The organism is Micromonospora sp. NPDC023966 (assembly GCF_040639095.1).
In the GTDB taxonomy this organism is placed as follows: Bacteria; Actinomycetota; Actinomycetes; order Mycobacteriales; family Micromonosporaceae; genus Micromonospora.
On the sequence record NZ_JBEZZJ010000001.1, the window covers coordinates 1 to 22,160 of the forward strand.

18 protein-coding genes and 2 pseudogenes are annotated in these 22,160 nt (G+C 68.9%); 3 read left to right on the forward strand and 17 right to left on the reverse strand.

What is annotated here, in order from left to right:
* Positions 1-777 precede the first annotated feature (777 nt).
* From AB0F68_RS00005 to AB0F68_RS00045, 9 genes and pseudogenes are all read right to left on the reverse strand, one after another.
* Positions 778-1,470, reverse strand: a complete 693-nt coding sequence (locus AB0F68_RS00005; RefSeq protein WP_357331468.1) for a response regulator — start codon at positions 1,468-1,470, stop codon at positions 778-780.
* Positions 1,467-4,016, reverse strand: coding sequence for a DUF4118 domain-containing protein (locus AB0F68_RS00010; protein ID WP_357331470.1), 2,550 nt, complete (start codon positions 4,014-4,016; stop codon positions 1,467-1,469). Before AB0F68_RS00010 ends, AB0F68_RS00005 begins: the two co-directional genes overlap by 4 nt.
* Before the next feature lie 95 nt (positions 4,017-4,111).
* A complete protein-coding gene (locus AB0F68_RS00015; protein ID WP_357331472.1) occupies positions 4,112-4,993 on the reverse strand; it encodes a potassium-transporting ATPase subunit C in 882 nt (293 codons plus the stop codon).
* Positions 4,993-7,182, reverse strand: a complete 2,190-nt coding sequence (gene kdpB, locus AB0F68_RS00020) for a potassium-transporting ATPase subunit KdpB (protein WP_357332846.1) — start codon at positions 7,180-7,182, stop codon at positions 4,993-4,995. Before kdpB ends, AB0F68_RS00015 begins: the two co-directional genes overlap by 1 nt.
* A 20-nt stretch (positions 7,183-7,202) precedes the next feature.
* Positions 7,203-8,858, reverse strand: a complete 1,656-nt coding sequence (kdpA, locus tag AB0F68_RS00025; RefSeq protein ID WP_357331474.1) for a potassium-transporting ATPase subunit KdpA — start codon at positions 8,856-8,858, stop codon at positions 7,203-7,205.
* Complete coding sequence (gene kdpF / locus AB0F68_RS00030) at positions 8,858-8,947, reverse strand: K(+)-transporting ATPase subunit F (protein ID WP_089017935.1); 90 nt, start codon at positions 8,945-8,947, stop codon at positions 8,858-8,860. Before kdpF ends, kdpA begins: the two co-directional genes overlap by 1 nt.
* Before the next feature lie 1,043 nt (positions 8,948-9,990).
* Entirely contained in the window at positions 9,991-11,277 is a 1,287-nt protein-coding gene (locus AB0F68_RS00035) for a hypothetical protein (RefSeq protein ID WP_357331477.1), read from the reverse strand.
* Between the two features lie 204 nt (positions 11,278-11,481).
* Positions 11,482-11,976, reverse strand: a pseudogene (locus tag AB0F68_RS00040) (IS3 family transposase); the annotation flags it as partial.
* Between the two features lie 794 nt (positions 11,977-12,770).
* A complete protein-coding gene (locus AB0F68_RS00045; protein ID WP_357331479.1) occupies positions 12,771-13,178 on the reverse strand; it encodes a hypothetical protein in 408 nt (135 codons plus the stop codon).
* A 186-nt stretch (positions 13,179-13,364) separates the two neighbouring features.
* On the opposite strand from AB0F68_RS00045, the gene AB0F68_RS00050 reads away from it, so the two are divergent.
* Complete coding sequence (locus AB0F68_RS00050; RefSeq protein WP_357332896.1) at positions 13,365-13,526, forward strand: hypothetical protein; 162 nt, start codon at positions 13,365-13,367, stop codon at positions 13,524-13,526.
* A 367-nt stretch (positions 13,527-13,893) separates the two neighbouring features.
* On the opposite strand, the gene AB0F68_RS00055 is transcribed toward AB0F68_RS00050, so the two are convergent.
* The 4 genes and pseudogenes from AB0F68_RS00055 to AB0F68_RS00070 all read right to left on the reverse strand — a co-directional run bounded on the left by AB0F68_RS00055 (position 13,894) and on the right by AB0F68_RS00070 (position 16,310).
* Entirely contained in the window at positions 13,894-14,307 is a 414-nt protein-coding gene (locus AB0F68_RS00055; protein ID WP_357331480.1) for a hypothetical protein, read from the reverse strand.
* A gap of 1 nt (position 14,308) precedes the next feature.
* The gene (locus AB0F68_RS00060) at positions 14,309-14,488 is read right to left on the reverse strand and encodes a hypothetical protein (protein WP_357331481.1); all 180 of its coding nucleotides are present in this window, start codon (positions 14,486-14,488) and stop codon (positions 14,309-14,311) included.
* Positions 14,445-15,113, reverse strand: a pseudogene (locus tag AB0F68_RS00065) (polymorphic toxin-type HINT domain-containing protein); the annotation flags it as partial. The pseudogene AB0F68_RS00065 and the gene AB0F68_RS00060, both read right to left, overlap by 44 nt.
* A gap of 195 nt (positions 15,114-15,308) precedes the next feature.
* Positions 15,309-16,310, reverse strand: coding sequence for an RHS repeat-associated core domain-containing protein (locus AB0F68_RS00070; RefSeq protein ID WP_357331483.1), 1,002 nt, complete (start codon positions 16,308-16,310; stop codon positions 15,309-15,311).
* Between the two features lie 188 nt (positions 16,311-16,498).
* Between AB0F68_RS00070 and AB0F68_RS00075 the strand changes: the two genes are divergently transcribed.
* Entirely contained in the window at positions 16,499-17,179 is a 681-nt protein-coding gene (locus AB0F68_RS00075; protein WP_357331485.1) for a hypothetical protein, read from the forward strand.
* A gap of 255 nt (positions 17,180-17,434) precedes the next feature.
* On the opposite strand, the gene AB0F68_RS00080 is transcribed toward AB0F68_RS00075, so the two are convergent.
* From AB0F68_RS00080 to AB0F68_RS00095, 4 genes are all read right to left on the reverse strand, one after another.
* The gene (locus tag AB0F68_RS00080) at positions 17,435-18,865 is read right to left on the reverse strand and encodes a tyrosine-type recombinase/integrase (RefSeq protein WP_357331487.1); all 1,431 of its coding nucleotides are present in this window, start codon (positions 18,863-18,865) and stop codon (positions 17,435-17,437) included.
* A 116-nt stretch (positions 18,866-18,981) separates the two neighbouring features.
* Positions 18,982-19,266: a DNA-binding protein gene (locus AB0F68_RS00085; protein ID WP_357331489.1), complete on the reverse strand. Its 285-nt coding sequence runs from the start codon at positions 19,264-19,266 to the stop codon at positions 18,982-18,984.
* A 189-nt stretch (positions 19,267-19,455) separates the two neighbouring features.
* On the reverse strand, positions 19,456-20,403 hold the full coding sequence (locus AB0F68_RS00090) for a DNA methyltransferase (RefSeq protein ID WP_357332847.1): 948 nt from the start codon (positions 20,401-20,403) through the stop codon (positions 19,456-19,458).
* Between the two features lie 40 nt (positions 20,404-20,443).
* Positions 20,444-21,310, reverse strand: a complete 867-nt coding sequence (locus AB0F68_RS00095) for a hypothetical protein (protein ID WP_357331491.1) — start codon at positions 21,308-21,310, stop codon at positions 20,444-20,446.
* A 350-nt stretch (positions 21,311-21,660) separates the two neighbouring features.
* Between AB0F68_RS00095 and AB0F68_RS00100 the strand changes: the two genes are divergently transcribed.
* Positions 21,661-21,885, forward strand: a complete 225-nt coding sequence (locus tag AB0F68_RS00100) for a hypothetical protein (RefSeq protein ID WP_357331493.1) — start codon at positions 21,661-21,663, stop codon at positions 21,883-21,885.
* Positions 21,886-22,160: the final 275 nt, after the last annotated feature.

Below are 22,160 nucleotides of genomic sequence, written 5' to 3' on the forward strand. Positions count from 1 at the left end.
CTGCGAGCTCTCCCTCCGCCCCGCACGCGCCCGCCCCGCCGAGGGGGGGGGGGCCCCCCCCGGGGGGCCCCCCCCCCCGCCCCGCCCCCCCCCCCCCCCCCGCGACGATCACCCCGGTGCAGGCGGGGGGCGTCCACCACAGCCGCCCTCGTGCAGGTCCGCCGGCCATGGTCAGGGTCACCACACTGGGCAAGCCTCTTCTGCGCGCCAATTCGGCCTCCGACTCTGTGGCCGGGAGCCTTCGCTCAGGTTTAGGCGGGCGGTATGGCCGCCTTCCTGGTCGATGAGGACGACCAGTCGGCCCGGTGATGCATCGTCAGACCCTTCACCAGTCGCACGACCTGCCGGCGATTCCGCCGATCAGCTGGTCGGCGCCAGGTTGCGGCGGTGGTCGGACAGGTCGATGTGGTCGTGTGCGCCGGGATGGCCGCCCGGCCTACTCGCCGCCACGGCGGCCGCCCTCCTCCTCCAACGAGAGGACCTCAGCGCAACGCCAGCGCCCCCGCCACGATCACGAGAAGGCAGACCATGACCTGCAGCCCGGTGACGACACAGGCGGCGACCCGAGGCCGGTTTGCAGCTCCCCGCGCGACATTGATGAAGGCGTATCATTCGGTCGGTCGGCGCCACTGTTGGACAATCAACACCGGACGACGACGACAAGACCTACTAGGGCCACCAACGCGACTGCACGCTGTTCGAGGCAGCCTCCGACCCGTCAGACACCCGCCGCTTAAGATCAAAAGCCACGGCTTCTCCTGAAGACGAGACAAGCGCTCAAGGGCGGTAGCGGTATCCCATCCCAGGCTCGGTGATCAGATGTTGTGGCCGGGCAGGATTGTCTTCCAGCTTGCGGCGGAGCTGAGCCATGTACTGCCGCAGGTAGTTGGTCTCGTTCTGGTACTCCGGGCCCCAGACGTCGTTCAGCAACTGGCGTTGACTGATGAGCTTGCCGGGGTTGCGCAGCAGCTTCTCGAGTACGCCCCATTGGGTGGGGGTTAGTCGAACCTCTACGCCGTCGTCGCGGGTTACGACCCGGTCGGCGAGATTGACCACGTGGCGTCCCACCCGCAACGTGCTCGCCTGGGTGGCGATGGTGTCAGCGGGCGTGGCGAGGCGGCGGGTGACGGCCCGGATTCGGGCGAGCAGTTCGTCCACGCCGAACGGCTTGGTGACGTAGTCGTCGGCGCCGGCGTCGAGGGCGGAGACCTTGTCCTCGCTGCCGGCCCGGCCGGAGAGCACGATGATCGGCACGGTGGTCCAGCCGCGCAGGCCGCGGATCACGTCGACGCCGTCCAGGTCGGGCAGGCCGAGGTCGAGCACGACCATGTCGGGTGGATGACTGGCGGCGACCTTGAGCGCGGCGGCTCCGGTGTCGGCGACCTGGACGTCGTATCCGCGGGCGCGCAGGTTGATCCGCAGGGCGCGCAGGATCTGGGGTTCGTCGTCGACGACGAGGATGCGGGTCATTCCTGCGGTCCCTCTCTCGGTGTAGGCGCGGCGGGCAGGCGCAGGACCATGGTCAGGCCACCACCAGGCGTGGTTTCCGGGGTGATGCTGCCGCCCATCGCCTCGGTGAGTCCGCGGGACAGGGCGAGGCCGAGGCCGACGCCGGTCGTGTTGTCCCGGTCGCCGAGGCGCTGGAACGGCAGGAAGACGTGCTCCCACTGGTCCTCCGGGATGCCCGGGCCGGTGTCGATCACCCGCAGCTCGACCTGGCCGGCGTGCGCGCTGGCGGTGATCGTCGGAGGGTGCCCGGGCGGGCTGTGTCGCAGCGCGTTGGCCACGATGTTGACCAGCACCCGCTCCAGCAGGCCGGGGTCGGCGAGGGCCGCGGGGAGGTCGGGCGGGATGTCCGTGGCCACCTCGGCCGCCGCCGGGCCCAGCTCGTCCAGGGCCCGGGGTACGGCGTCCTCCAGCCCGATCCCGATGGGGGTGACGCCGAGGGCGCCGGCTTGAAGGCGGCTCATGTCGAGCAGGTTCGCCACGAGGCGGCCCAGCCGGTCGAGCGACTCATCGGCGGTGGCGAGCAGCTCCTCGCGGTCGTCGGCGTCGAATTCGATGTCGTGGCTGCGTAGGCTGGACACGGCGGCCTTCGCCGAGGCGAGGGGTGTGCGCAGGTCGTGGCTGACGGCGGCGAGCAGCGCGGTGCGCATCCGGTCGGCGGCGGCGAGCGGCCGGGCGGTGGCGGCTTCCTCGGCGAGGCGTTCCTGGCGCAGGGCGACGGCGGCCTGGGCGGCGAAGGCCTCGACGATGCGCCGGTCGGCGGCCTCCAGCCGGCGACCGCAAAGCACGACGGTGAGCTGCTCGTCCACCGGCACGATCGTCTCTCCCGCGCTGGGGCTGCACGGCGGTGCCTCGCCGACGCTGGCCACCACCCGCCAGGCGGCCTCCTCCTGGGCTCGGCCGGGGCGACTCTGCGCCTCGGCAGCGAGTTCGAGGACACTGACCGCGCGCAGCGCGAAGGTCTCCCGCAGTCGATCCAGGAGCGCCGGCAGGGGCCGTTCGCCGCGCAGCACGCCGCCGGCGACGGTGGCCAGGGTCTGCGCGTCGGCCGACGCCCGCGCCGCCTCCCGGGTACGCCGGGCGGCCAGGTCGACCACCCAGCTCACCGCGATCGCGACGCCGACGAAGACGCCGAGGGCGAGCAGGTTCTCCGCCTGGGCGATAGTGAGCGTGTGGAGGGGTGGGGTGAAGAACCAGTTGAGCAGCAGGGACCCGCCGAGCGCGGCGACCAGGGCCGGCCACAGCCCGCCGACCAGCGCGACGCCGACCACAGCGGCCAGGAATATGAGAATGTCGCTGGTCAGGGTGAGGTCGGGCAGCACCTTCAGCAGCACGGTCAGCGCCGGCATGCCGAGGACGGCGAGGGCGAAGCCCACCAGCCGGCGCTGCCGGGACAGCGCGGCGGGCACGGTGCCCCCGCGCCGGCCCCGCCCAACCTCGGCGTGGGTGACCAGGTGCACGTCGATCGGCCCGGACAGGGCGGTGGTGGTGACGCCCACGCCCCGGGACAGCAGTTGAGCAAAGCGGCCCCTCCGGCTCGCGCCGAGCACGAGCTGGGTGGCGTTGACGCCGCGCGCGAAGTCGAGCAGCGCCGCCGGGATGTCTGCCCCGAGCACCTGGTGGTAGGTGCCGCCGAGGCTCTCCACCAGGACGCGCTGGCGGGCCAGCTGGGCCGGGTCGGCGCCGGCCAGGCCGTCACTGCGTGCGACGTGCACGGCGAGCAGGCCGGCGCCCTTGCTGCGGGCGGCGATCCGCGCCGCTCGGCGGATCAGGGTCTCGCCCTCGGGGCCGCCGGTGAGGGCGACGACGACCCGCTCCCGGGCCTCCCAGGTGGCCGAGATGCCCTGCTGGGACCGGTACGCGTCGAGCTGCTCGTCGACCTTGTCGGCGAGCCACAGCAGGGCCAGTTCGCGCAGCGCGGTGAGGTTGCCGATTCGGAAGTAGTTGCCGAGTGCGGCGTCGATCTTGTCCGGGCGGTAGATGTTGCCGTGGGCCATCCGGCGGCGCAGCGCCTCCGGCGTCATGTCCACCAGCTCGACCTGCTCGGCGGCGCGGACCACCTGGTCGGGCAGCGTTTCCTGCTGCGTGATGCCGGTGATCCCCGCCACCACGTCGTTGAGCGACTCGAGATGCTGGATGTTGACCGTCGTCAGCACGCTGATGCCGGTGTCCAGCAGTTCCTGGACGTCCTGCCAACGCTTCTCGTTACGGGAGCCGGGGACGTTGGTGTGCGCCAGCTCGTCGACCACTGCGACCTCGGGCCGGCGCGCCAGCACCGCGTCGAGGTCCATCTCGGTGAACTCGGCGCCCCGGTAGGCGACCGCGCGCCGGGGCACCACCTCCAGATCGCCGATCATCGCTGCGGTGTGCGGCCGGCCGTGGGTCTCCACCAGGCCGATCACCACGTCGGTGCCCCGCCCGGCCCGCCGCTGGGCCTCCTCCAGCATCGCGTACGTCTTGCCGACGCCCGGGGCGGCCCCGAGGTAGATGCGCAGCTCTCCCCTTGGCACGGAAACATCCTCTCTGATTCCCGGGGCCACCGGTCATCGGGCGTTCGAGCGACGCGGGCAGGGCCACAGATGGTGGTTCCGCCCGCGATCGTCGGTTAGCGCGCGGGGAACTGCGTGTCGAGCGCGAGGTTGAGGTCGAGCACGTTGACGGCGGGCGCGCCCGTGAAGCCGAGCGCCCGGCCGGTGGTGTGCTCGGACACCAGACGGCGGACCGCCGCCGGGTCCGCGCCACGCTCGCGCGCCACGCGGGCCACCTGGAGGTCCGCGTACGCCGGGCTGATGTGCGGGTCGAGGCCGCTGCCGCTGGCGGTGACCGCGTCGGCCGGCACGGCGGGCGTCGCCGGCGCGTCGCCCCGGACCGGGGTGACGATGCCGCCCTCGGCCACGTAGTCGTGGCCGGGCTGCGCCAGCTCTACCTGCACTCCCTGGTAGCGATCGATGAACGGGATGGCGGGCGCCACCTGGTTGACGCTCACGACCCGTGTGATCCGGCCCGTGAGCCCGTCGGCCCGGAACACCGCGAGCACCGCGCCAACACCTTCGGGGGTGCAGTACGGCCGCCGGCCGTCGACGCTGTCGAGTTCGCCGATCGCCTTGCTGCGGGCGCAGACCTGGGTGAGCAGGCTTTGCGTGGAGTCGTCGGGGTTGGCGGCGATGGTGTCGACCACGCTCTCCGGACCGAGGTTGCTGGCCGAGGTGGAGGTGGGGTCGTAGCCGTCGCCGGCCGCCGACGGCCGGGACTGGAAGTAGCGCGGGACGGGGTTGCCGTCGGCGTCGGTGAACGACTGCCCGATCAGGCTGCTGCCGACCGTGCGGCCGTCGACCGTTATGAGCGAGCCGTCCGCCTTGCTGGCGAGACCGGGAATCTGGCCGATCGCGACCATGGCGAGCGGGTAGGCCAGCCCGAGCAACACGGTGAGGACGAGCAGCGTGCGTAGGGCGGCGAGGTGTTGGGCGAGCCAGGCGGGTAGGCGCATCACGAGATCCCTGGGATGAACTGGATGAGCAGGTCAATGATCTTGATGCCGATGAACGGCACGATGATGCCGCCGAGGCCGTAGAGCAGCAGGTTGCGGCTGAGCAGCTTCGACGCGGCGGCCGGCCGGTAGCGGACGCCGCGCAGGGCCAGCGGAATCAGCGCGATGATCACCAAGGCGTTGAAGATGACCGCGGACAGGATGGCCGATTCGGGGCTGGCCAGCCGCATGATGTTCAGCCGGTCCAGGCTCGGGTAGATGCCGGCGAACATCGCCGGAATGATCGCGAAGTATTTCGCGATGTCGTTCGAGATGCTGAACGTGGTCAACGCTCCTCGAGTTATCAGCAACTGCTTGCCGATCTCGACGATCTCGATCAGCTTGGTCGGGTCGGAGTCGAGGTCGACCATGTTGCCGGCCTCCTTCGCGGCCGACGTGCCGGTGTTCATCGCGACTCCGACGTCGGCCTGCGCCAGGGCGGGCGCGTCGTTGGTGCCGTCTCCGGTCATCGCGACCAGCCGGCCCCCCTCCTGCTCCTTCCTGATCAGGGCGAGCTTGTCCTCCGGAGTCGCCTCCGCAAGGAAGTCGTCCACACCGGCCTCGTCCGCGATCGCCCGCGCGGTACGCGGGTTATCGCCGGTGATCATCACGGTCCGGATGCCCATCCGGCGCATCTCGTCGAACCGCTCGCGCATGCCGGCCTTGACCACGTCCTTGAGGTGGATGACACCGAGGGTGCGAGCCGACTCGCCGTCGACGTGCTCGGCGACCACCAGCGGGGTGCCACCGATGCCGCTGATCTCGTCGACCAACTGCCCCACGTACTCTGTGGGGTGGCCGCCGTTCTCGCGCACCCACTTCATCACTGCCGCGGCGGCGCCCTTGCGGATCCGGCGCGCCGGCTCAGCCCTGTCTGGGGTGAGGTCGACGCCGCTCATCCGAGTCTGCGCGGTGAACGGCACGAAAGTGGCGTGCGGGATGAAGCCCGGCTCGCGCTCCCGCAGCCCGAACTCGTTCTTCGCGAGCACCACGATGGAACGGCCTTCGGGGGTCTCGTCGGCGAGGCTGGACAGCTGCGCGGCGTCGGCCACGGTGGGAACGTCCACCCCCTCGACTGGAAGGAACTCGGCCGCCTGCCGGTTGCCCAGGGTGATCGTGCCCGTCTTGTCCAGCAGCAGGGTGTTCACGTCCCCGGCCGCCTCGACCGCCCGGCCGCTCATGGCCAGGACGTTGCGCTGCACGAGGCGGTCCATGCCGGCGATGCCGATGGCCGACAGCAACGCCCCGATGGTGGTCGGGATCAGGCACACCAGCAGGGACACCAGCACCACGCCGGTGACACCGGCGTCGGTGATCGCGCCGCTGTCCGCGGCGGCCGCCTGGTAGCCCTTCGAGAAGATCGCCAGTGGCTGCAGGGTCACCACGGCCAGCAGGAAGATGATCGTGAGCGCGGCGAGCAGAATGTTCAGCGCGATCTCGTTCGGGGTCTTCTGCCGGTTGGCCCCCTCGACCAGGTTGATCATCCGGTCGATGAAGCTCTCACCCGGCTTCTGCGTAATCATCACGACGATCCGGTCGGAGAGCACCCGGGTGCCACCGGTGACCGCGCTGCGGTCACCCCCGGACTCCCGGATCACCGGTGCGGACTCGCCAGTGATCGCCGACTCGTCGACACTGGCGATGCCCTCGACCACGTCCCCGTCACCGGGAATGATCTCGCCGGCCTCGACCAGCACGACGTCGCCCTGCCTCAGCTGCGGGGCGGGCACCGACTCGGTGCGGAAGGTCCCCGGCGCAGCGCCCGGGGTCCAGCCCAGGGCGCGGGCGGCGACGGTGTCCGTCTTCGCCTTGCGCAGGGCAGCGGCCTGGGCCTTGCCCCGGCCCTCTGCGACGGCCTCGGCGAGGTTCGCGAAGATGACGGTCAGCCAGAGCCAGACTGTGATCGCGAGCGCGAACACCGACGGGTCCGCCACCGCGAGGACGGTGGTGAACAGCGCACCGATCTCGACGATCAGCATTACCGGGTTGCGCCACAGGGTGCGCGGGTCGAGCTTGCGCAGCGCGTCGGGCAGGGACCGGATCAGCTGCTTCCGGTCGAGCAGTCCTCCGCCCCGGTTGCCGTGGGTGGCCGGTGTGCCGGAGGTGGGGGCGTCCGCCGTACCGTGCGGTGCCGGCGAGGAGGTGGTCATGTCGTTCTCTCTCATGGTGGTCACAGCCCCTCGGCGAGGGGTCCGAGCGCGAGGGCGGGCAGGTAGGTCAGCGCGACGAGGACCACCGTGACGCCGACGACCATCCCGACGAACAGCGGTCGGTGCGTCGGTAGGGTGCCCTCGGACGCGGGGGTGGGTGCCTGGCGGGCCAGTGAGCCGGCCAATCCGAGCACGAAGATGATCGGCAGGAACCGGCCCAGCAGCATGCACAACCCGAGTGCGGTGTCCCACCAGGTGGTGTTGACGGTGATGCCGCCGAAGGCGGAGCCGTTGTTGTTGCTGGCCGAGGTGAACGCGTAGAGCACCTCGGAGAGGCCGTGCGGGCCGACGTTGAGCGCGGTGGAGTTGTTGCCGGTGGCGAACGCGGCGGCCGTGCCGGTCAGCACCAGGGCCGGCGTGATGAGGAAGTACAGCGACGCGAACTTGATCTCGCGTGCACCGATCTTCTTGCCCAGGTACTCCGGGGTGCGGCCGACCATCAGGCCGGCCACGAAGACCGTGATCACGGCGAGGATGAGCAGGCCGTAGAGGCCGGAGCCGGTGCCGCCGGGGGCGACCTCACCGAGCATCATGTTGAGCATCGTCATCATGCCGCCGAGCGGGGTGTACGAGTCGTGGAACGAGTTCACCGCGCCGGTGGAGGTCAGCGTGGTGGCGGCGGCGAAGGTGGCCGAATTCGACACGTCGAACCGCACCTCCTTGCCCTCCAGCGCCGCGCCGACCGCCTGCGGCACCGTGCCATGTCCGGTCAGCTCGAAGACGTTGGTGATGACCACGCTGGCGAACGCGAGGATGCCCATCACCGCGGCGATGGCGTAGCCCTGCCGGTTCTGCCCGACCATCCGGCCGAACACCCGGGGCATGCTGAACGGGATCAGGAAGATCAGGAAGATCTCCAACCAGTTCGTCCACCCGGTCGGGTTCTCGAACGGGTGGGCGCTGTTGACGTTGTAGAAGCCACCACCGTTGGTCCCCAACTCCTTGATCACTTCCTGGCTGGCCACCGGACCGCCGGTGATGGTCTGGGCGCCGCCGGTCAGCGTCGTCACCTCGGCGCCGGCGGACAGGTTCTGCACCACCCCGCCGATCATCAGCACAATTGCGCCGAGCACCGCGACGGGGAGCAGGATGCGCAGCACGATCCGGATCAGGTCAACCCAGAAGTTGCCGAGCTGCCCGGTGCGGCTGCGGGCGAAGCCGCGCACCAGCGCGACAGCCACCGCGATGCCGACCGCCGCGGAGGCGAAGTTCTGCACCGCCAGGCCGGCCATCTGCACCAGGTGGCCCATCGTCGACTCACCGGAGTACGACTGCCAGTTGGTGTTGGTCACGAACGACACGGCCGTGTTCCACGCGCCGTGCGGCACCACCGGGTCGAAGCCCAGCGACAGCCACAGGTGGTTCTGCACCCGCTGGAACAGGTACAGGAACAGGATCGACACCGCCGAGAACGCCAGGACGCTGCGGGCGTACACGCCCCAGGACTGCTCGGCGGCCGGGTTGACCCCGACCAGGCGGAAGATCCCCCGCTCGACGCGGGACTGCCGGGTGCCAGAGACCGCCCGGAACATGTAGTCGCCGAACGGCCGGTAGACGGCGACCAGGGCCGCCACCAGCGCCAGCACGAAGATGACGCCCGCTGTTGTCATGGTCATCAGAAGCGCTCCGGAAACAGCAGGGCGAACACCAAGAAGGCGCCCAGCACGATCGCGAGCACCAGCCCCACGGCGTTGACGGCACTCACAGCTTCTCCACCGCCCGCACCACGAGGGCGAGCAGCGCGAACAGCGCCACCGTCAGCACCACGAACACCACGTCAGACACGCTGACTCCTCATACCGGAAGGTTCGTCGCGACCGCCTTCCGGCCACGCCGAGCAATCAAAGCCCCGGGTAGGGCCCGGTGACAGGGGCTATAACGCGACCATGACGGCGAGGGGCGGATTTTTGACGCGTTCTTCACGCGGCCCGCTATTCCGGTGAGCCCGATCACCGGTATGACTCAAGACCGCTGGCCGGACAGGATCGCCGGAAGATCAGCCAGCACACGTCCACCGAGGGCGAACAGCAAGAAACGCCTGACTCCGTTTTGCCAGGTCAGACGCCTCTTGATCTGGTGCGCCCGAAGGGACTCGAACCTCTAACCTTCTAATCCGTAGGCGTCCCACGTACACAGACCCCGTGACCTGCGGAAACACGACTTCGGGAGCCTGAAAACCTTGCGGGGTAAGGAAATCTGCGAACCCGGCCCCTGGTCGAGGGGCACGACTGTAACGGCTCAGGCTACAAAGATCCCTTACGGCCGTACCGCTCGATGCGCTGGGTTCGCTACTCCGCTAGCAGCTCCGCAGCCTCATCTAGCCGAGGGCACCCCACGGGCGTGCAGCGGTCACAGGTGTTCTTCTCGTGGTAGCTGACCCAGTAGGAGGCCTGCTCGACGTAGAACGGGACCTTGCTGAGGATCTCTCGACGCTCACCGCTCCCGCCCCTCGGGCTCAGGGTAGCGGCGGGAAGCGGGGACGCGAGTTCAGCCAGGTACCGGCGGGTTCACGCCAGTTCGCCCACGTCCGATCACCATACGAGCACCGAACGACTCTGGCTCCACCTACGTCGGCCAGGGTGACGTCGTTGAGGCTCGCCAATGAGCCTTTTCTAACCTGATCTTGCAGGTCACGGTGGGTGTGGCAGACCTGAATATCGATGAGGGCGAGGGTCCACGACAAGCAACGGGCGGCCCGGCCGCGGAGGCCGGGCCGCCCGGGTGTCGCCGGAACGGCGTCGAGAAATGTCAGCAGGACTCGATCCAGCGTGACCGCACGCCCGCGTCCAGCGTCACCTCGTCACCCGTAGCCACGGTGACCCAGTCGGTGTAGCCGTAGTTGGCGCCGCCGGTCTCGTTCCAGTAGTAGATCAGGTCCGAGTCGACGGAGTCGATGAAGTCGTGCGGGTGGTACACGTGGAACTGCACACGATAGGTGCCCGAGCGGACGTACGCGATGAACGTGCCGTCGGGGTTGATGGTGGTCAGCCCACCGGAGCCGGGCTGCCCCGGGGCCGTCACCACGTCGATGCGGGAGATGCCCTCGGAGCCGACCGGGGCGCCCACCTCGCACGAGTCCCATACGCGGTTGTTGTTGCCGTCCACCCAGACGGTGCCGCGGATGATGGCCCCCTGTTCGACGGTGATGGTGTGCCGCGCAGTGTTGTTGTCCAGGGTGGTCTCCGGCGCGGTCGTCGCGGCGGTCGCCTCCACCGTCACGACCTCGCCGACCGTGGTGGCGGTGAGCATCCCGCCGTAGTACAGCTGCTCGCTCGTCTGACCCGGCTGCAGCGGGCCGTGCATGCAGCGCCAGCCGGTCCGGCCGTCGGCCACGCCGTCGCCGAACGCGCAGTCCCACCCCTCGCTCGACGTCTCCGAGCCCTGCACCCCGGCCGGCACCGGGATGGTGACGGTCACCTCACCCGAGGGCGAGTTCCCGGTGTTCCGGACCGACGCGGAAAGGTTCACATACTCGTTCGGGAGCAGCTGCTGGCTGTTTCCGGCGGGCACGAACTCGAGGTCCACGGTGCTGGGCACGTAACGCACGCTCGCCCGGCCGGTGTTGTTGGTGGTCGTCGAGTCCGTACGGGTCGACGCCGTGGCGGTGACGGTGAGCGTGTCGCCGGCGGTAGCGGCCGGGACACCGAACGGGATGTTCAGCGCGTCGGCGACCTCCCCGGCGGCCAGGGGGGCGTGGGTGCAGGTCGCGGCGCCTGCCAGGTCGCAGTGCCAGCTTGGCGGAATCACCAATCCGTCGGTGGAGAACCAGGCTCCCGGCGGCAGCGTGAACGCCACGGTCACATCCTGGCTGGCCCTGGTGCCGGCATTGCGCACGTCGAGCGTCAGGGTCGACCAGCCACCGCTGGCCGGCACCTCGACCGGGCTGACGGACGCGGCGACCACCAGGTCCGCCCGGGAGGCGGCGGCGCCGGCCGGGGCGGCGGGCAGCAGACCGGCACCGAGACCGGCCAGCGCGCCGACCAGGAGACTGCTACGGAGCAGGTGATGGCGGGTGGAGCGGAGACGAACGGACATCAGGTCCTAACGTCGGAGGGATCGACCGGGCCAGCCGGCCCGAGTCGTCGGGATCGTCGGCGTCCCTCGGGTTGAGCGCGAAGACCGTAGTCACTGTTACGTCCGCGCCGTCGTCCGTTCCGGCTCTCGTCCGACAGTGGCACGCGCCTGGCTTCCGGTCCCCGGTCGGCGGGCCTCACGCTGAGACTGGCCCACTCCTCCGCCTCATCTGGCCGCCTCGGTGCCGGGGCGTTTCGCGTTTTTTCCACTTCGGAGGCTCGGCCAACTGGTCAGTGACCGCGTAGATCTTGTTGCCGGACACGGCCAACCCCAGCCGCCCTGAGTGCGGTGCTGGGTGATGTCGGTAACCCACAGCGCGTCCGGCCGGTCGGCGACGAACTGCCGGTTGACCAGGTCCGCACTGGGCTGGGCGGCAGGATCGCGCACGGTGCAGCCACGCCGCCGGCGCCGGTCGACGCCCTGCAGACCGGCATGTCGTATGAGCCGCTGCACCCGTTTGCGGCCGCACCGCACGCCTGCGGCGAGGCGCAGCTCGGCGTGCACCCGCGGGGATCCGTAGGTGCCCCGCGACATCTGATGGATATCGCGGATCAGCTCACCGAGCGCCTGATCGGCCGCCTGGCGACGGGACACGGGCCGGCCGCGCCAAGCGTAGTAGCCCGACGTCGACACCCCCAGGACCCGGCACGCCACCGCCACCGCGATCCCGCCAGCGGCGAGATCGGCGACGACCGGGTAGATCATTTTGGGAGGACATTCTCCCGCGCAAAGTAGGCCGCAGCCCGGCGCAGGATCTCGTTCTCCACCTCCAAGCGCCGCTTCTCCTTACGCAGCGCCGCGAGCTCTCCGCGTTCGTCGCTGGTCAGGCCCTCGCGCTTACCGTCCTCGGTGTCGGCCTGGGCCAGCCAGTTCCGCAGACACGACTCGGAGATCCCCAGATCCTTTTGCGATCTCCCGGATCGGCTTGTCCCGCAGCCGAGCCAACTCGACCGCGCGCTGACGAAACTCCGGCGGGTGTGGTGCGGGCACCGGGGCCCGCTCGGGTGGGCTGAAGGGCGGTGTCGGCACGGGCATCCGAACTCCTCCCTCGGCGACCAGTGTCGCCTCAGCTCAGGTGTCCGGGAAACCGGGGGAAGCTCAGTCTGCTCCGGAATCTCCACCCGCGACCGCGGCTGCATCGACACCCACACACCCCCATCCCGCGGCCACCAACGACGAGAACACGACCGCGAACAGGGATCATCAACCCAGAACCAGCCAGCCAGAACGATCCCGCCGGCGTGTCACAAACTCGGCAGCAGAGTCGGGATGTTCCACAAACCCGCCGGCCCACACACCGCGGGCCACCGCCGGATGGGCGGTGACCGAGCCGGACGCCCCGGATCTGTTCTCACTGGTGTCTCTGGTCCATCGACGCCTCGACGGGCGCCCACGTCATGCACCCGACCGTGATGAATTTCGGCTCGGGCCGAGGTGAGGCACGCCCGGGGTGATCACGATGGGTTGGCGGGGGTCGGCACGCCAGCGAGCACATGTAGGAAGGGCGGCAGGATCTGGGGCAACAGCTCGAACTGTCCGTCGGGCACCAACTCGCGTAGCCGGTGCAAACCGTCGCTGATGAGCAGCAGCATGATCGCGGTGTTGACCCGGGTGCCGATGGATGGGCGGCGATCGCGCAGCACGTCGCGGACGAGCAGTCGCGGCAAGCCGAGAACGGCGCCCATCATCCAGGTCAGCGTCGCGTCGCCGAGGTCGCCGCTGTTCAGGTCCACTTCGACGGCGGTGCACTGGGCAAGCGCCCAGTCGCGCATGTCAGCCGCAGCGCGCCAAGCGGCGCGCATTTGCTCCGTCGTCGCCCCGTTGATGACGCTCAGCAGATAGCCCCGCTGTCGGGTGAGCACTCCCCGTTGCAGGACGTGCTTGCAGTCCTATTGACAGATCGTGCCCCTGCCGGTGGTCGGGAGACGTAACCGCTGATGGGATGTCGTGCCCGCCGCACCGGCGTGAGCACTTGATCATTAGCTTGCGGAAGGTCTCCCGGAGGCTGCCAGACAGCTCGCTCGACCTTGGACCAGCGGGAGGAGGACATGCTGTTCGTGGGAGACGACTGGGCCGAGGACGACCACGATGTCGAGATACAGGACGAGGCGGGCCGGCGGCTGGGCAAGGCGAAACTCGAGGAGGGGATCGACGGGATCGCCCGCCTGCACGCGCCGGCCATCTGGAGTCCGAAGGGCTCATCATGCTGAAGACCGTGGTCCGAGGTGGCAAGTGAAACTCGCCTCAGCCGCCGGGACGATACCGACGGCTGGTGCCGCAGAAGCCAGAGTCATGGCTTGATGCGGCGCCGTGCTGCTGGGCCGGTGCCAGCATCTAGGGGAACGGCCCGCACCGGCGAGACGCGGTGCAGCCCGGGCTGACCACTTCGTCTTCCCCGCCGAACGCTGCAGCGCATCGACCTGCGGAGACGAGAGTGGACATGACCGGGCAACTGCTGTTGAACTCGTTCAAGGTGCCGCTGAGCGCTGTTCAGCGCCGTTCATTCCACCCAGACTACTCGCAAGACGAGGGTGATAAGCGAATTTCCGCTCTTGCCCACAGGGCCTCCACTCCAGGCTATTCCCCGAAGTCGAATACACGAGGCCGATACTCCGGACGGCCACACGAAAGTACGCGTTCAAGCTGCCGCCGAAGTTCGTCTACGTTAGCCAGAGCATCACTGATTACGAGTTCCCAACTAGGTTCTTCCAATCCCAGCACTCGCGTTGTCTTTTCATTGAAAACCATCCGCAATACCCTGCCGCGAAACGAGGCTTCCGTTACACCGCCATAGCCTGTACGGCCCCAGGTATCCGTCACGCAGTAAGTCTCGCCCTCGGGCCAGTTACTTTCAGCCGGGTAGCTGTTGTGCCTGAGGTCGCATTGAAAAATCAAGTCGCGGCCGCTCTCGTCTGCTGACTCGGCCAGCCCGACCGAGAGCACCGGACCATGTTCCTCGAAACTGAAGTCATTAATAATCAGCGTGCCCACATCATCTCCCACTTGGTCCGCGCCACCAGAATTGCTCAACCCCACCTTCGACCCAGCGATATACGAAGTTCGCGCCAGTGATTTCAGCAGCTTCCTCCAGCGCGATTTGACACCATTGGCATGGCGGCAAGTCACCTTCAAAGAATACCGTGTCCCCTGCTGCATTGCGCTGCCGCCCCAAGATGGGGATCGTCGCCGTCCTTCCAGTACGGATGAGGAGAGCCAGCTTCCCGAGTCGCCCTAGATTCCGTGTGAGAAATCAGTCCGCCCTTGTATCTACCTTGGGCCCGCTCCTCCGGCGTCTGACGCCCTGCGTAGTAGGTCTGCTCAGACCCCACCCGCTTATTGCCACGGGAATCGAAATCAGTTCGCTTCATAATATGATTCGGAACCGGGCAGGACGCGTTGTTATTGTGGACGAGGACCGAGGTCCGGCCGGCCATCACGTAGTAGGTGTGGATGTCGGCGATGGTGAGGTCGTTCATGCCAACCGCGCCGGTGTAGTTCCGAACTCCGGTTACGGTGACGGTCTTTCCGTCACTGGCCTGGAGTCGGTGGCCGGTGACAAGGTTGGCCGCGTCGACCCAGTCTTCGAGGGTCTCATCCCAGAATGGATGGGTCTGGGTGGTGTGCAGAACATTGTTGACGTTGGGGCTATCCCCATCGCTGGGTGCACTGCCCTTGACTCGGACAGTGAGTTCGGTCAGTTCGGTGTCATGGTTGAGGTGAAGCTGTTCGACCTGCTTCGACTCGGTGTCGCCTGTCTCCGGATCGGTAGCAACGACTTCGTCGCCGAGCTCTACTTCCTCGAGGGTTTGGTGGTGCCGTCGGCCATCAGGACAGGTGTGTTAGGCGCGAAGCTGTGCTTGCTCACGCCGCGCCCGCCGCGAATCTTTCTGGCGGCCTTTCCTGCTATTGCCCCTGCGAAGAAGAAGGTGGCGGCCGCCGCTGCGGCTTCTGCTGTTTGCCGCCAGTCGACCGTGCCGGTGGTGAGAAGCTGGCTAGCGACGTTTTCGGAGGCTCCGGCGGCGACGGTGGCGGCGAATAGCCGCGCCCCGGAGATCGCGGTAATACCCGGGGGTTACGCCAAGGAGGCCCCCGACGCCGCCACCGACGCCTCCGGCGATGGCGCCGATTATTCCGCCTTCGGTCCGGTGCCCCTCCTCGGCAAATGTTGCGCCTAGCCCGAAGCCAACGGAGACGCCGATCATGATTGCGCAGCCAACTCCCGCGGTGGCTGCGCAGACCGCGAACGCCGCTACGACGGTCGCGCCGTATACCAGCACCGCTCTTTGGTTGTCGGACAGCTTGCTTCCGCCGATCCCATACAGCTCTTGTGGCAAGAGGCCGCTGGGGTCGCTGAGGGTGATGGGGTTGTGGTGTGTGTAGGCGTAGGGGTTGAGGCAGTTCGGGTTGCCTGGGTTGATGAGGGGGTCTGGGAAGGTGAAGGTGCCGGTGTCGGGGTCGTATTCGCGGGCGCCGACGTCGAGGAGTTTGGTGGAGCCGTTAGCGGGTGCGTTGAGGAAGCCGCGGCCGGTGGGCCAGTCGGTGGCGCCGGTTCGGTCGCCGCCGTAGGGGGTGTACCAGCGTCGTTGGGCGGTGCCGGTGGTGGGGTCGACGGTGAGGTTGGCGCTGGTCTGGTGGTCGGTGGCAAGCCAGTCGAGGCCGTCTTTGGCGCGGACGGCGACGGTGGCACCGTTGTGGCTGTAGTAGCGGGTGCCGGTGACGGTCTTGCCTTCGAGGCGGAGTTCCTCGCTGCCGGGGTAGAGGCTCGTGCCTGTCGGATCGCGGCGCACCAGGAGAGTGCCGTCGACGTCGTACAGGTGCTTGGTCTGTTCGGTGCCCGTGCCGACGGTGACGGTGGCGGTGTCGAACCGGCCTTCAGCGTTGAAGGCGTAGTCGGTCTTGACTCCGTTGACGGTGCGGATGCGCATGTTGCCGGCGAGGTCGTAGCCGAAGGAGTCGGCGCGGGTGGTGCTGCCGGTCACGGCGATCGAGCTCATGCCGTGGGCCTGAGGCTGCCCCTTGGCGGGGTAGGTGTAGGTATCCGGTCTGGGGCGCCGACGGTTGGGTCTACTACCTGCGAGAGATGTCCTCGGACTGGCCCGAAGTTTGGCGGCAGCGGCCCGACCAGAGCAATGAGGAACGCGTTCTCGGGCGTCCCCCACAGGGATCTGTCTGCGAAGAGGGGGTGTTCAGCTTCCTCTTCGCGGGCTTCGACAGCGACCTCGGGGTGGCCATCGAGTGCGGCTGGGACCGAATGGAACTGCTCAGCTACTCCCCGAACGACAATAAGTTCGAGCCTCTGGCGTTGACGCGCTTCCTTGGCGACGCCGTACTCGTGGACGGTGACGGCAGAGGAAATGTGCAGGCGCCCCGGGAGTGCGGTATCGCAATCGGGGCGCTCGCCGACGGGAAGGCGTCTGCGTTCCCCTCTCCGGTGACGGTCGACGGGACAACCTTCAACGTCAGTGGCGGTGATTCGGGTTGCGAGTCCGTGGTGCTGGTGCGGTCGCCGGCACCCGTGGGTGACCGGCTGTTCTTCATGACCGCACCCGACTCCCTCGGCAGGTTGCCGCTGCCCCCCGAGGTGGATCCGGAGGACTTCACCTGGTACCTGACCGAGTGGGATGGGAAATCGGCCAGAGGCAGGTTTCTCACGAAGCTTCCCGGCATGGCCGATCTAGCGTTATCACCGAACGGCCGGTCGATGATCGCTGCCGTCGTCGCGGACGTCGGTGACGACGCAACGGACTCAGACATGGTGACCTCGTACCAGTTCGAGCCGACTCTGCTCGTCACCAGCGCCGAATTCGAGGCCGTGCATGGCGGGGAGTACGTGGTCGACGCCGGTCTCGTAACCCGGAGTTAAGCCCCTCGCCGCCCGCCCGAGATGTTTCGGGCCGGCGGCGATCCGGACAGACAGCAGGCTGGCTACTGCTGCAAACCCGAAACCGCGAGAACTGTCTGCCTGCCTGCCATGCGACCGACAGGTAGCGGGTTGCAGGCGGGCCTGCGCCATGGTGAGCCGGCGGGCGATGGTCAGCTGAGGGGTACTGGCCCACCCCATGCGCGGACGGGCACGATGTGCCGGCTCTACCGCGACCAGACCGGCTGACCAACGTCGTCACGCCGCCCGATGCGGGCGGCGGGGAATCAGCTTCGTGGTGGCCTCCGCAGTGGTCCGCTTCAGCTCCTCCAAGACGGAGGTGTAGACGTCGGCAGTCATGGTGTAGGAGGCGTGGCCGAGGGTGTCCTGGATTTCCTTGATGCTGGCGCTGGCAGCGAGCATGAGGGTTGCGGCGATGTGGCGCAGGTCGTGGAATCGGACGGGTGGGAGGCCGCTGGCGGCGACCAGGTTGTCGAACCGTTGGCTGATGGTCTCTGGGTGCCAGGGTTTGCCGTCGGGCCGTACGAAGAACAACCGGGTGTCGGGCCAGTCCGAGCCGCTGACAAGTTTCCACCCGTTGCGGCGGGCGCGGTAGGCGCGCAGCACGGTAACCGTGTCGTCGGCGAGGGGGATGACGCGTTCTCCGGCGCGTGATTTCACCGGCTTGGTGATTGGTTTGTAGCCGACGCTGGTGCGTTGTTCGGTGATGGTGATGGCGGCGGCGTCGAGGTCGACGTCGTAGTCGCGCAGCCCGCACAGCTCGGCGCGGCGCAGTCCTCGGTGGGTGGCGAGCAGGAGCAGGGCGTAGAGGACGATGTCGTGGGTTTCGGCGTAGTCGAGGAACGCCCCGGCGTGGGCGGGAGTCCACACCATGACGGGGCTGGGCCGTGCACCGCTCTTGCGCCACCGGTTGACGGCGGTGTCGGTCCATAGTCGTGGCTTCGGCGAGGCGCCGGAGGGCAGGTCGACGTGTTCGGCGGGGTTGTGGTCGAGGAGCCGGCGGTGTTTGCGGATCGCGTCGTTGAGCGCCGCGCGCAGTGTTGCCAGGATCCGCTGCTGGCTGGCTGGCCCCACCGTTCGAGCGCCCTTGGCGCTGTCGCGGACGGCCGGGTCGGTGCTGACGCGCGCGGCGGTGATCTCGTTGTTGCGGGTGTCGATAAGGGTGAACACGGCCTGGATGTGCGTGGCGGTGAGGTCCTGCAGTGGGATGCCGCCGATGTTGGGGATCCAGTACATGCGGATGTGGTCCTGGTAGCTGCGCAGCGTCGCGGGCGACAACCGCGTTCGTGAGGTGATCCACCCGGTGAGGTAATCGCCGACGGTGGTGGCGACGTTGGCGGGGACACCGGCGCGGATGCGGCGGGCGACGGCGTCTCGCTCGGGCAGCGGTTCGCCGCGCTTGCACGAGTGCAGGAGGTCGGCGACCTGGCGGGTAAGGGTCTTGTCCCGGCCGGCGAGGTCGAGCAGCGCGCGGGCGTGGTCGCGTTCGGCGACGGCGGCGTCACGGCTGCCGAAGCCGCTGCGGCGTAGTTGCCGGCGCTTGCCGGTGGCGTCGGGTGGCAGTTCCAGTTGGTAGCCCCAGTTGCCGTGGTGAGGGTTCCAGCCGCCGCCGCGTCGGAGTTTAGGCACTTGGCACCGAGGCGCTTGCCGTCGTGGACGCATCCGCATCGTTTGCCGACGGATCCGTCAGCCATCAATCGTCCTTTCGTCGTTGCCGCCGCGTGTGCTGGCGGGGCGGGCATCGGATTGGTCGGTGGTGATCGACGCGTGATTGGGGGGCGGGGTCAAGTCGATGGTTCGGTGGTGGGATGGGGGCTGTTGGGGTCGACGTCGAGGGCGGTGAGGATGGCGGCGACGGAGACGCGGTAGCGGGACCCGACGCGCAGAACCCGGGCGGGGAAGGTGTTGGTGGCGGCGAGTTCGTAGGCGCGGCTTCGGGACAGGCCAAAGATCTGGCCGGCAGTGGTGATGTCGGTGACCGCGCCGAGCGCGCGGATCCGCTCCACCGTCCATACCTGCGATGGGCCGTCGTTGCTTGTAGCGGCCGTCGGAGGGCGGTCGGAGTTCATGAGGCATTTCTCCTTGTGTGCGGGTTGCGGTGTTGTCGGCGAGAAGCCGGCCGGTGCCGTAGTGGAGCTGCGACCAAGTGGGTGGCGCGCCAGCCCGGCGAGTCGGGCACTCACTTCACCTCCCGCACGGCATCACGTCCGGCAGGTCCGCGTCGGCGCCGAGGCTCAGCAACGGTTTGCTCGGTTCGCTCATGCGCGGCCCTCCCGTTGCTCACTGGCGGGCTGGGTCTTGGCGAACACGAGGACGTCCTCGTGTGCGATGAGGTGCATCGGGGTGCCCGCGGTGCGGGCCCGGCGGACCTGCTGCAGCTGGAAGAAGCTGGGCCGGGCGACGAGGTGCCCGTCGCGGACGGCCGCCAGGAGTGCGACGCACCGGTCCACCGGGGTCAGGCCTGCGCGGATCCCCGCGCCGATGACCGCCGACGGCAGGTCGACCAGCTGGCCGTGCTTGCGCCAGGGCCGGGCGGTGACGACGACGACACCACCGGGGCGCAGCAGGGTGTGACAGCCGGCCAAGATCTGGGCGAACCCGTCGGCGAGGCCGGTGAGGTCGCGGTAGGCGAGGTTGCCTCGGTCGGTGCCGTCGTTGTAGGCGTTGTCGAACTTCGCCACCCCGTCCGCGCCGGGGCGGACCAGGCCATGCACGGTCGGCCCATACGGCGGCGAGGTCACCACGAGGGCGACCTGCCCGACGAGAGCGGCGGGAACGAGGGACAGGATGCGGGTGGCGTCGCCGCGCATCACCGCCGCCCTGCCGCTCGCACCGTGGCCCTGGGCGTGGGTGATGTTGGCGTCAGCGATGTTCGACCAGCGTGACTCGTACTCCACACCGATGGCGTCGCGGCCGGCGTGGATGGCCTCAACGAGGGTGGTGCCGATGCCGCACATCGGGTCGAGGACCAGGTCCCCGGGGTTGGTGTAGGCGGCGACGGCGTGGGCGGCGATCGCCGGCAGCATCCGGGCCGGGTGCTTCACCGATTCGGGCACGTACCGGCCTCGCCGCTGCACCGGACCGGTGCTCTGGGCGGTCACCCACACCGACAGGCCCTCTGGCCCGGTCGTCGCCGGGTGGCGTCCGTCGTACTCCCGGCGGCGATCCTCCTGGGCGCGGTGCGTGCCGGCGCACTCCGGCCGGATCGGCTCATCGGGTCCGTGGGTGGTGGGGTGCTCAGCCACGTCAGTCACCGCCCTCGCGGCTGCGCCGCCCATGCGTCGGGGTGACCGGCGCGAGGCTGAACACCAGCAGGTCGGCGTGGACGCGGTGGTGCGTGAGCGCCCACTGCTGCCCGGCCAACTCATGGGCGAGGGCGAGGAGCTCTGCGTCGGTGACGTGGTAGACGAAGGTGTCGGCGTCGGTGTCGGCGGTGACCGCGACGATGTGCTGCAGATACCCCAGCCCGACGTTCGCCGCCGCGGCGGCGAGAGGGCTAAAGTCCTCCGGCGTCGCAATGGCGCCTGCGGGGACCGCGACGATGAGCACGAGGCAGCCGCCGGGGCGCAACAGCCGGGCGCAGGCGCTCAGCAGGCACGCCAGGCGTACCCGGTTCGTGGCCTCGTTGGCGTCGAGGGGCCAGGAGGCGACCAGCAGACCGGTCGCCTGCGGCGAGCCAGCGGGGTCGGCCGGGTCGGTGAGGTCGTCACCGAACCAGGCGCTCACTTCCGGCACGTCGTCGTCCTGCTGCTGCTTGTCGGACGGGTCGGGGCCGGCAGGTTCGCTGGCCGGACCGACGAGGAGGTTGGGTCCGTCGGTGAACCAGCCGGGGTGGTGCCGGCGCCGCCCGGCGAGGCAGGCGGTGGTGAGGGCGTGCTCGTCGGTGCAGTCGACGACCGTGTCGCCGGGCCGGCTGTAGGCGGACACGAGGCGGTAGGCCAAGCGGGCGCCGACAGTGCGACATGCGTCGGCGGAGGTTCGGGCGGTGCGCCACACGGTGATCGGCACCGGCGGGTCGCCGGCCACAAGATCGGTCAGGGTCGGGTCGGGGCCCGAGCGGTCCGGGTCGACGGGGCGGGCGGGGGTCTGGTGCTGCGGCGTGTGCTCGCTCATGTGGTGTCGGCTCCGCGCCGGGCGGGCAGTGCGCTGACACCCTTAAACCCGTGTTTGTGTGCTCTGGCGAACGCCCCCCGTTCTCACAACGGCTCACAGCCGCTCACAATCAGCGCGAGATGGGGTACGCAGGCCGATGTCTCGCCGCGCGGCCGCATGATTGCCCCGCTTCGCGGCGGACAGCTGCCATCCCGCCCACCACCGAGCACGCAAGTCGAGCAGGCTCGGCTAGTGCCGCCAAACCGTGGCGGCTGACAGCAGGAGCAGGACGACCAGGGCGGGGATAAGCACCACGCCGGGAACGATGCCCAGCAGCAGGCCGCCGAGCGACCCACGATCGAGCCGACGTCATGACGACGGCGAACCGCGCGTTACGGCGCAGGACCACGAAGCTCTGGTCGCGGCTGTACCTGGCAATTGCCACCAGCATCGTCGGCAGCGAGACGGCAAGCGACAGGCTCCCGGCGACCTTGATGTCAGTGCCGAACAGCTATGACAGCTGGCTGTCGGCCCGTGCGGTGATAGGTGTGGTCGCCGGCCGTGTCACGACACCGTCGCCCATGACATCGGCCTGACACGCCCGATGACTGCCCGGTCGTACAGCTGTCGACGCCGCGATGACACCGACGGCCTCCGGTGTGACATTGCGGTCTGCGACCGTGTCGCCGCAGCCGGACGCTGGTCATTGTGAGCGCTCGTGAGCGGCTGTCAGTGTCATCGCCGGCGTTGTCATCGTCGCCCTCGCCAGCCGGGCGAGCACCTCGCCCGCCGGACGCGGAGAGTCGATACCACGGCAGTTGGCGGTGTCACCGTGCAGCTCATGGGCTGCTTCACACACCGCTGTCAAAGA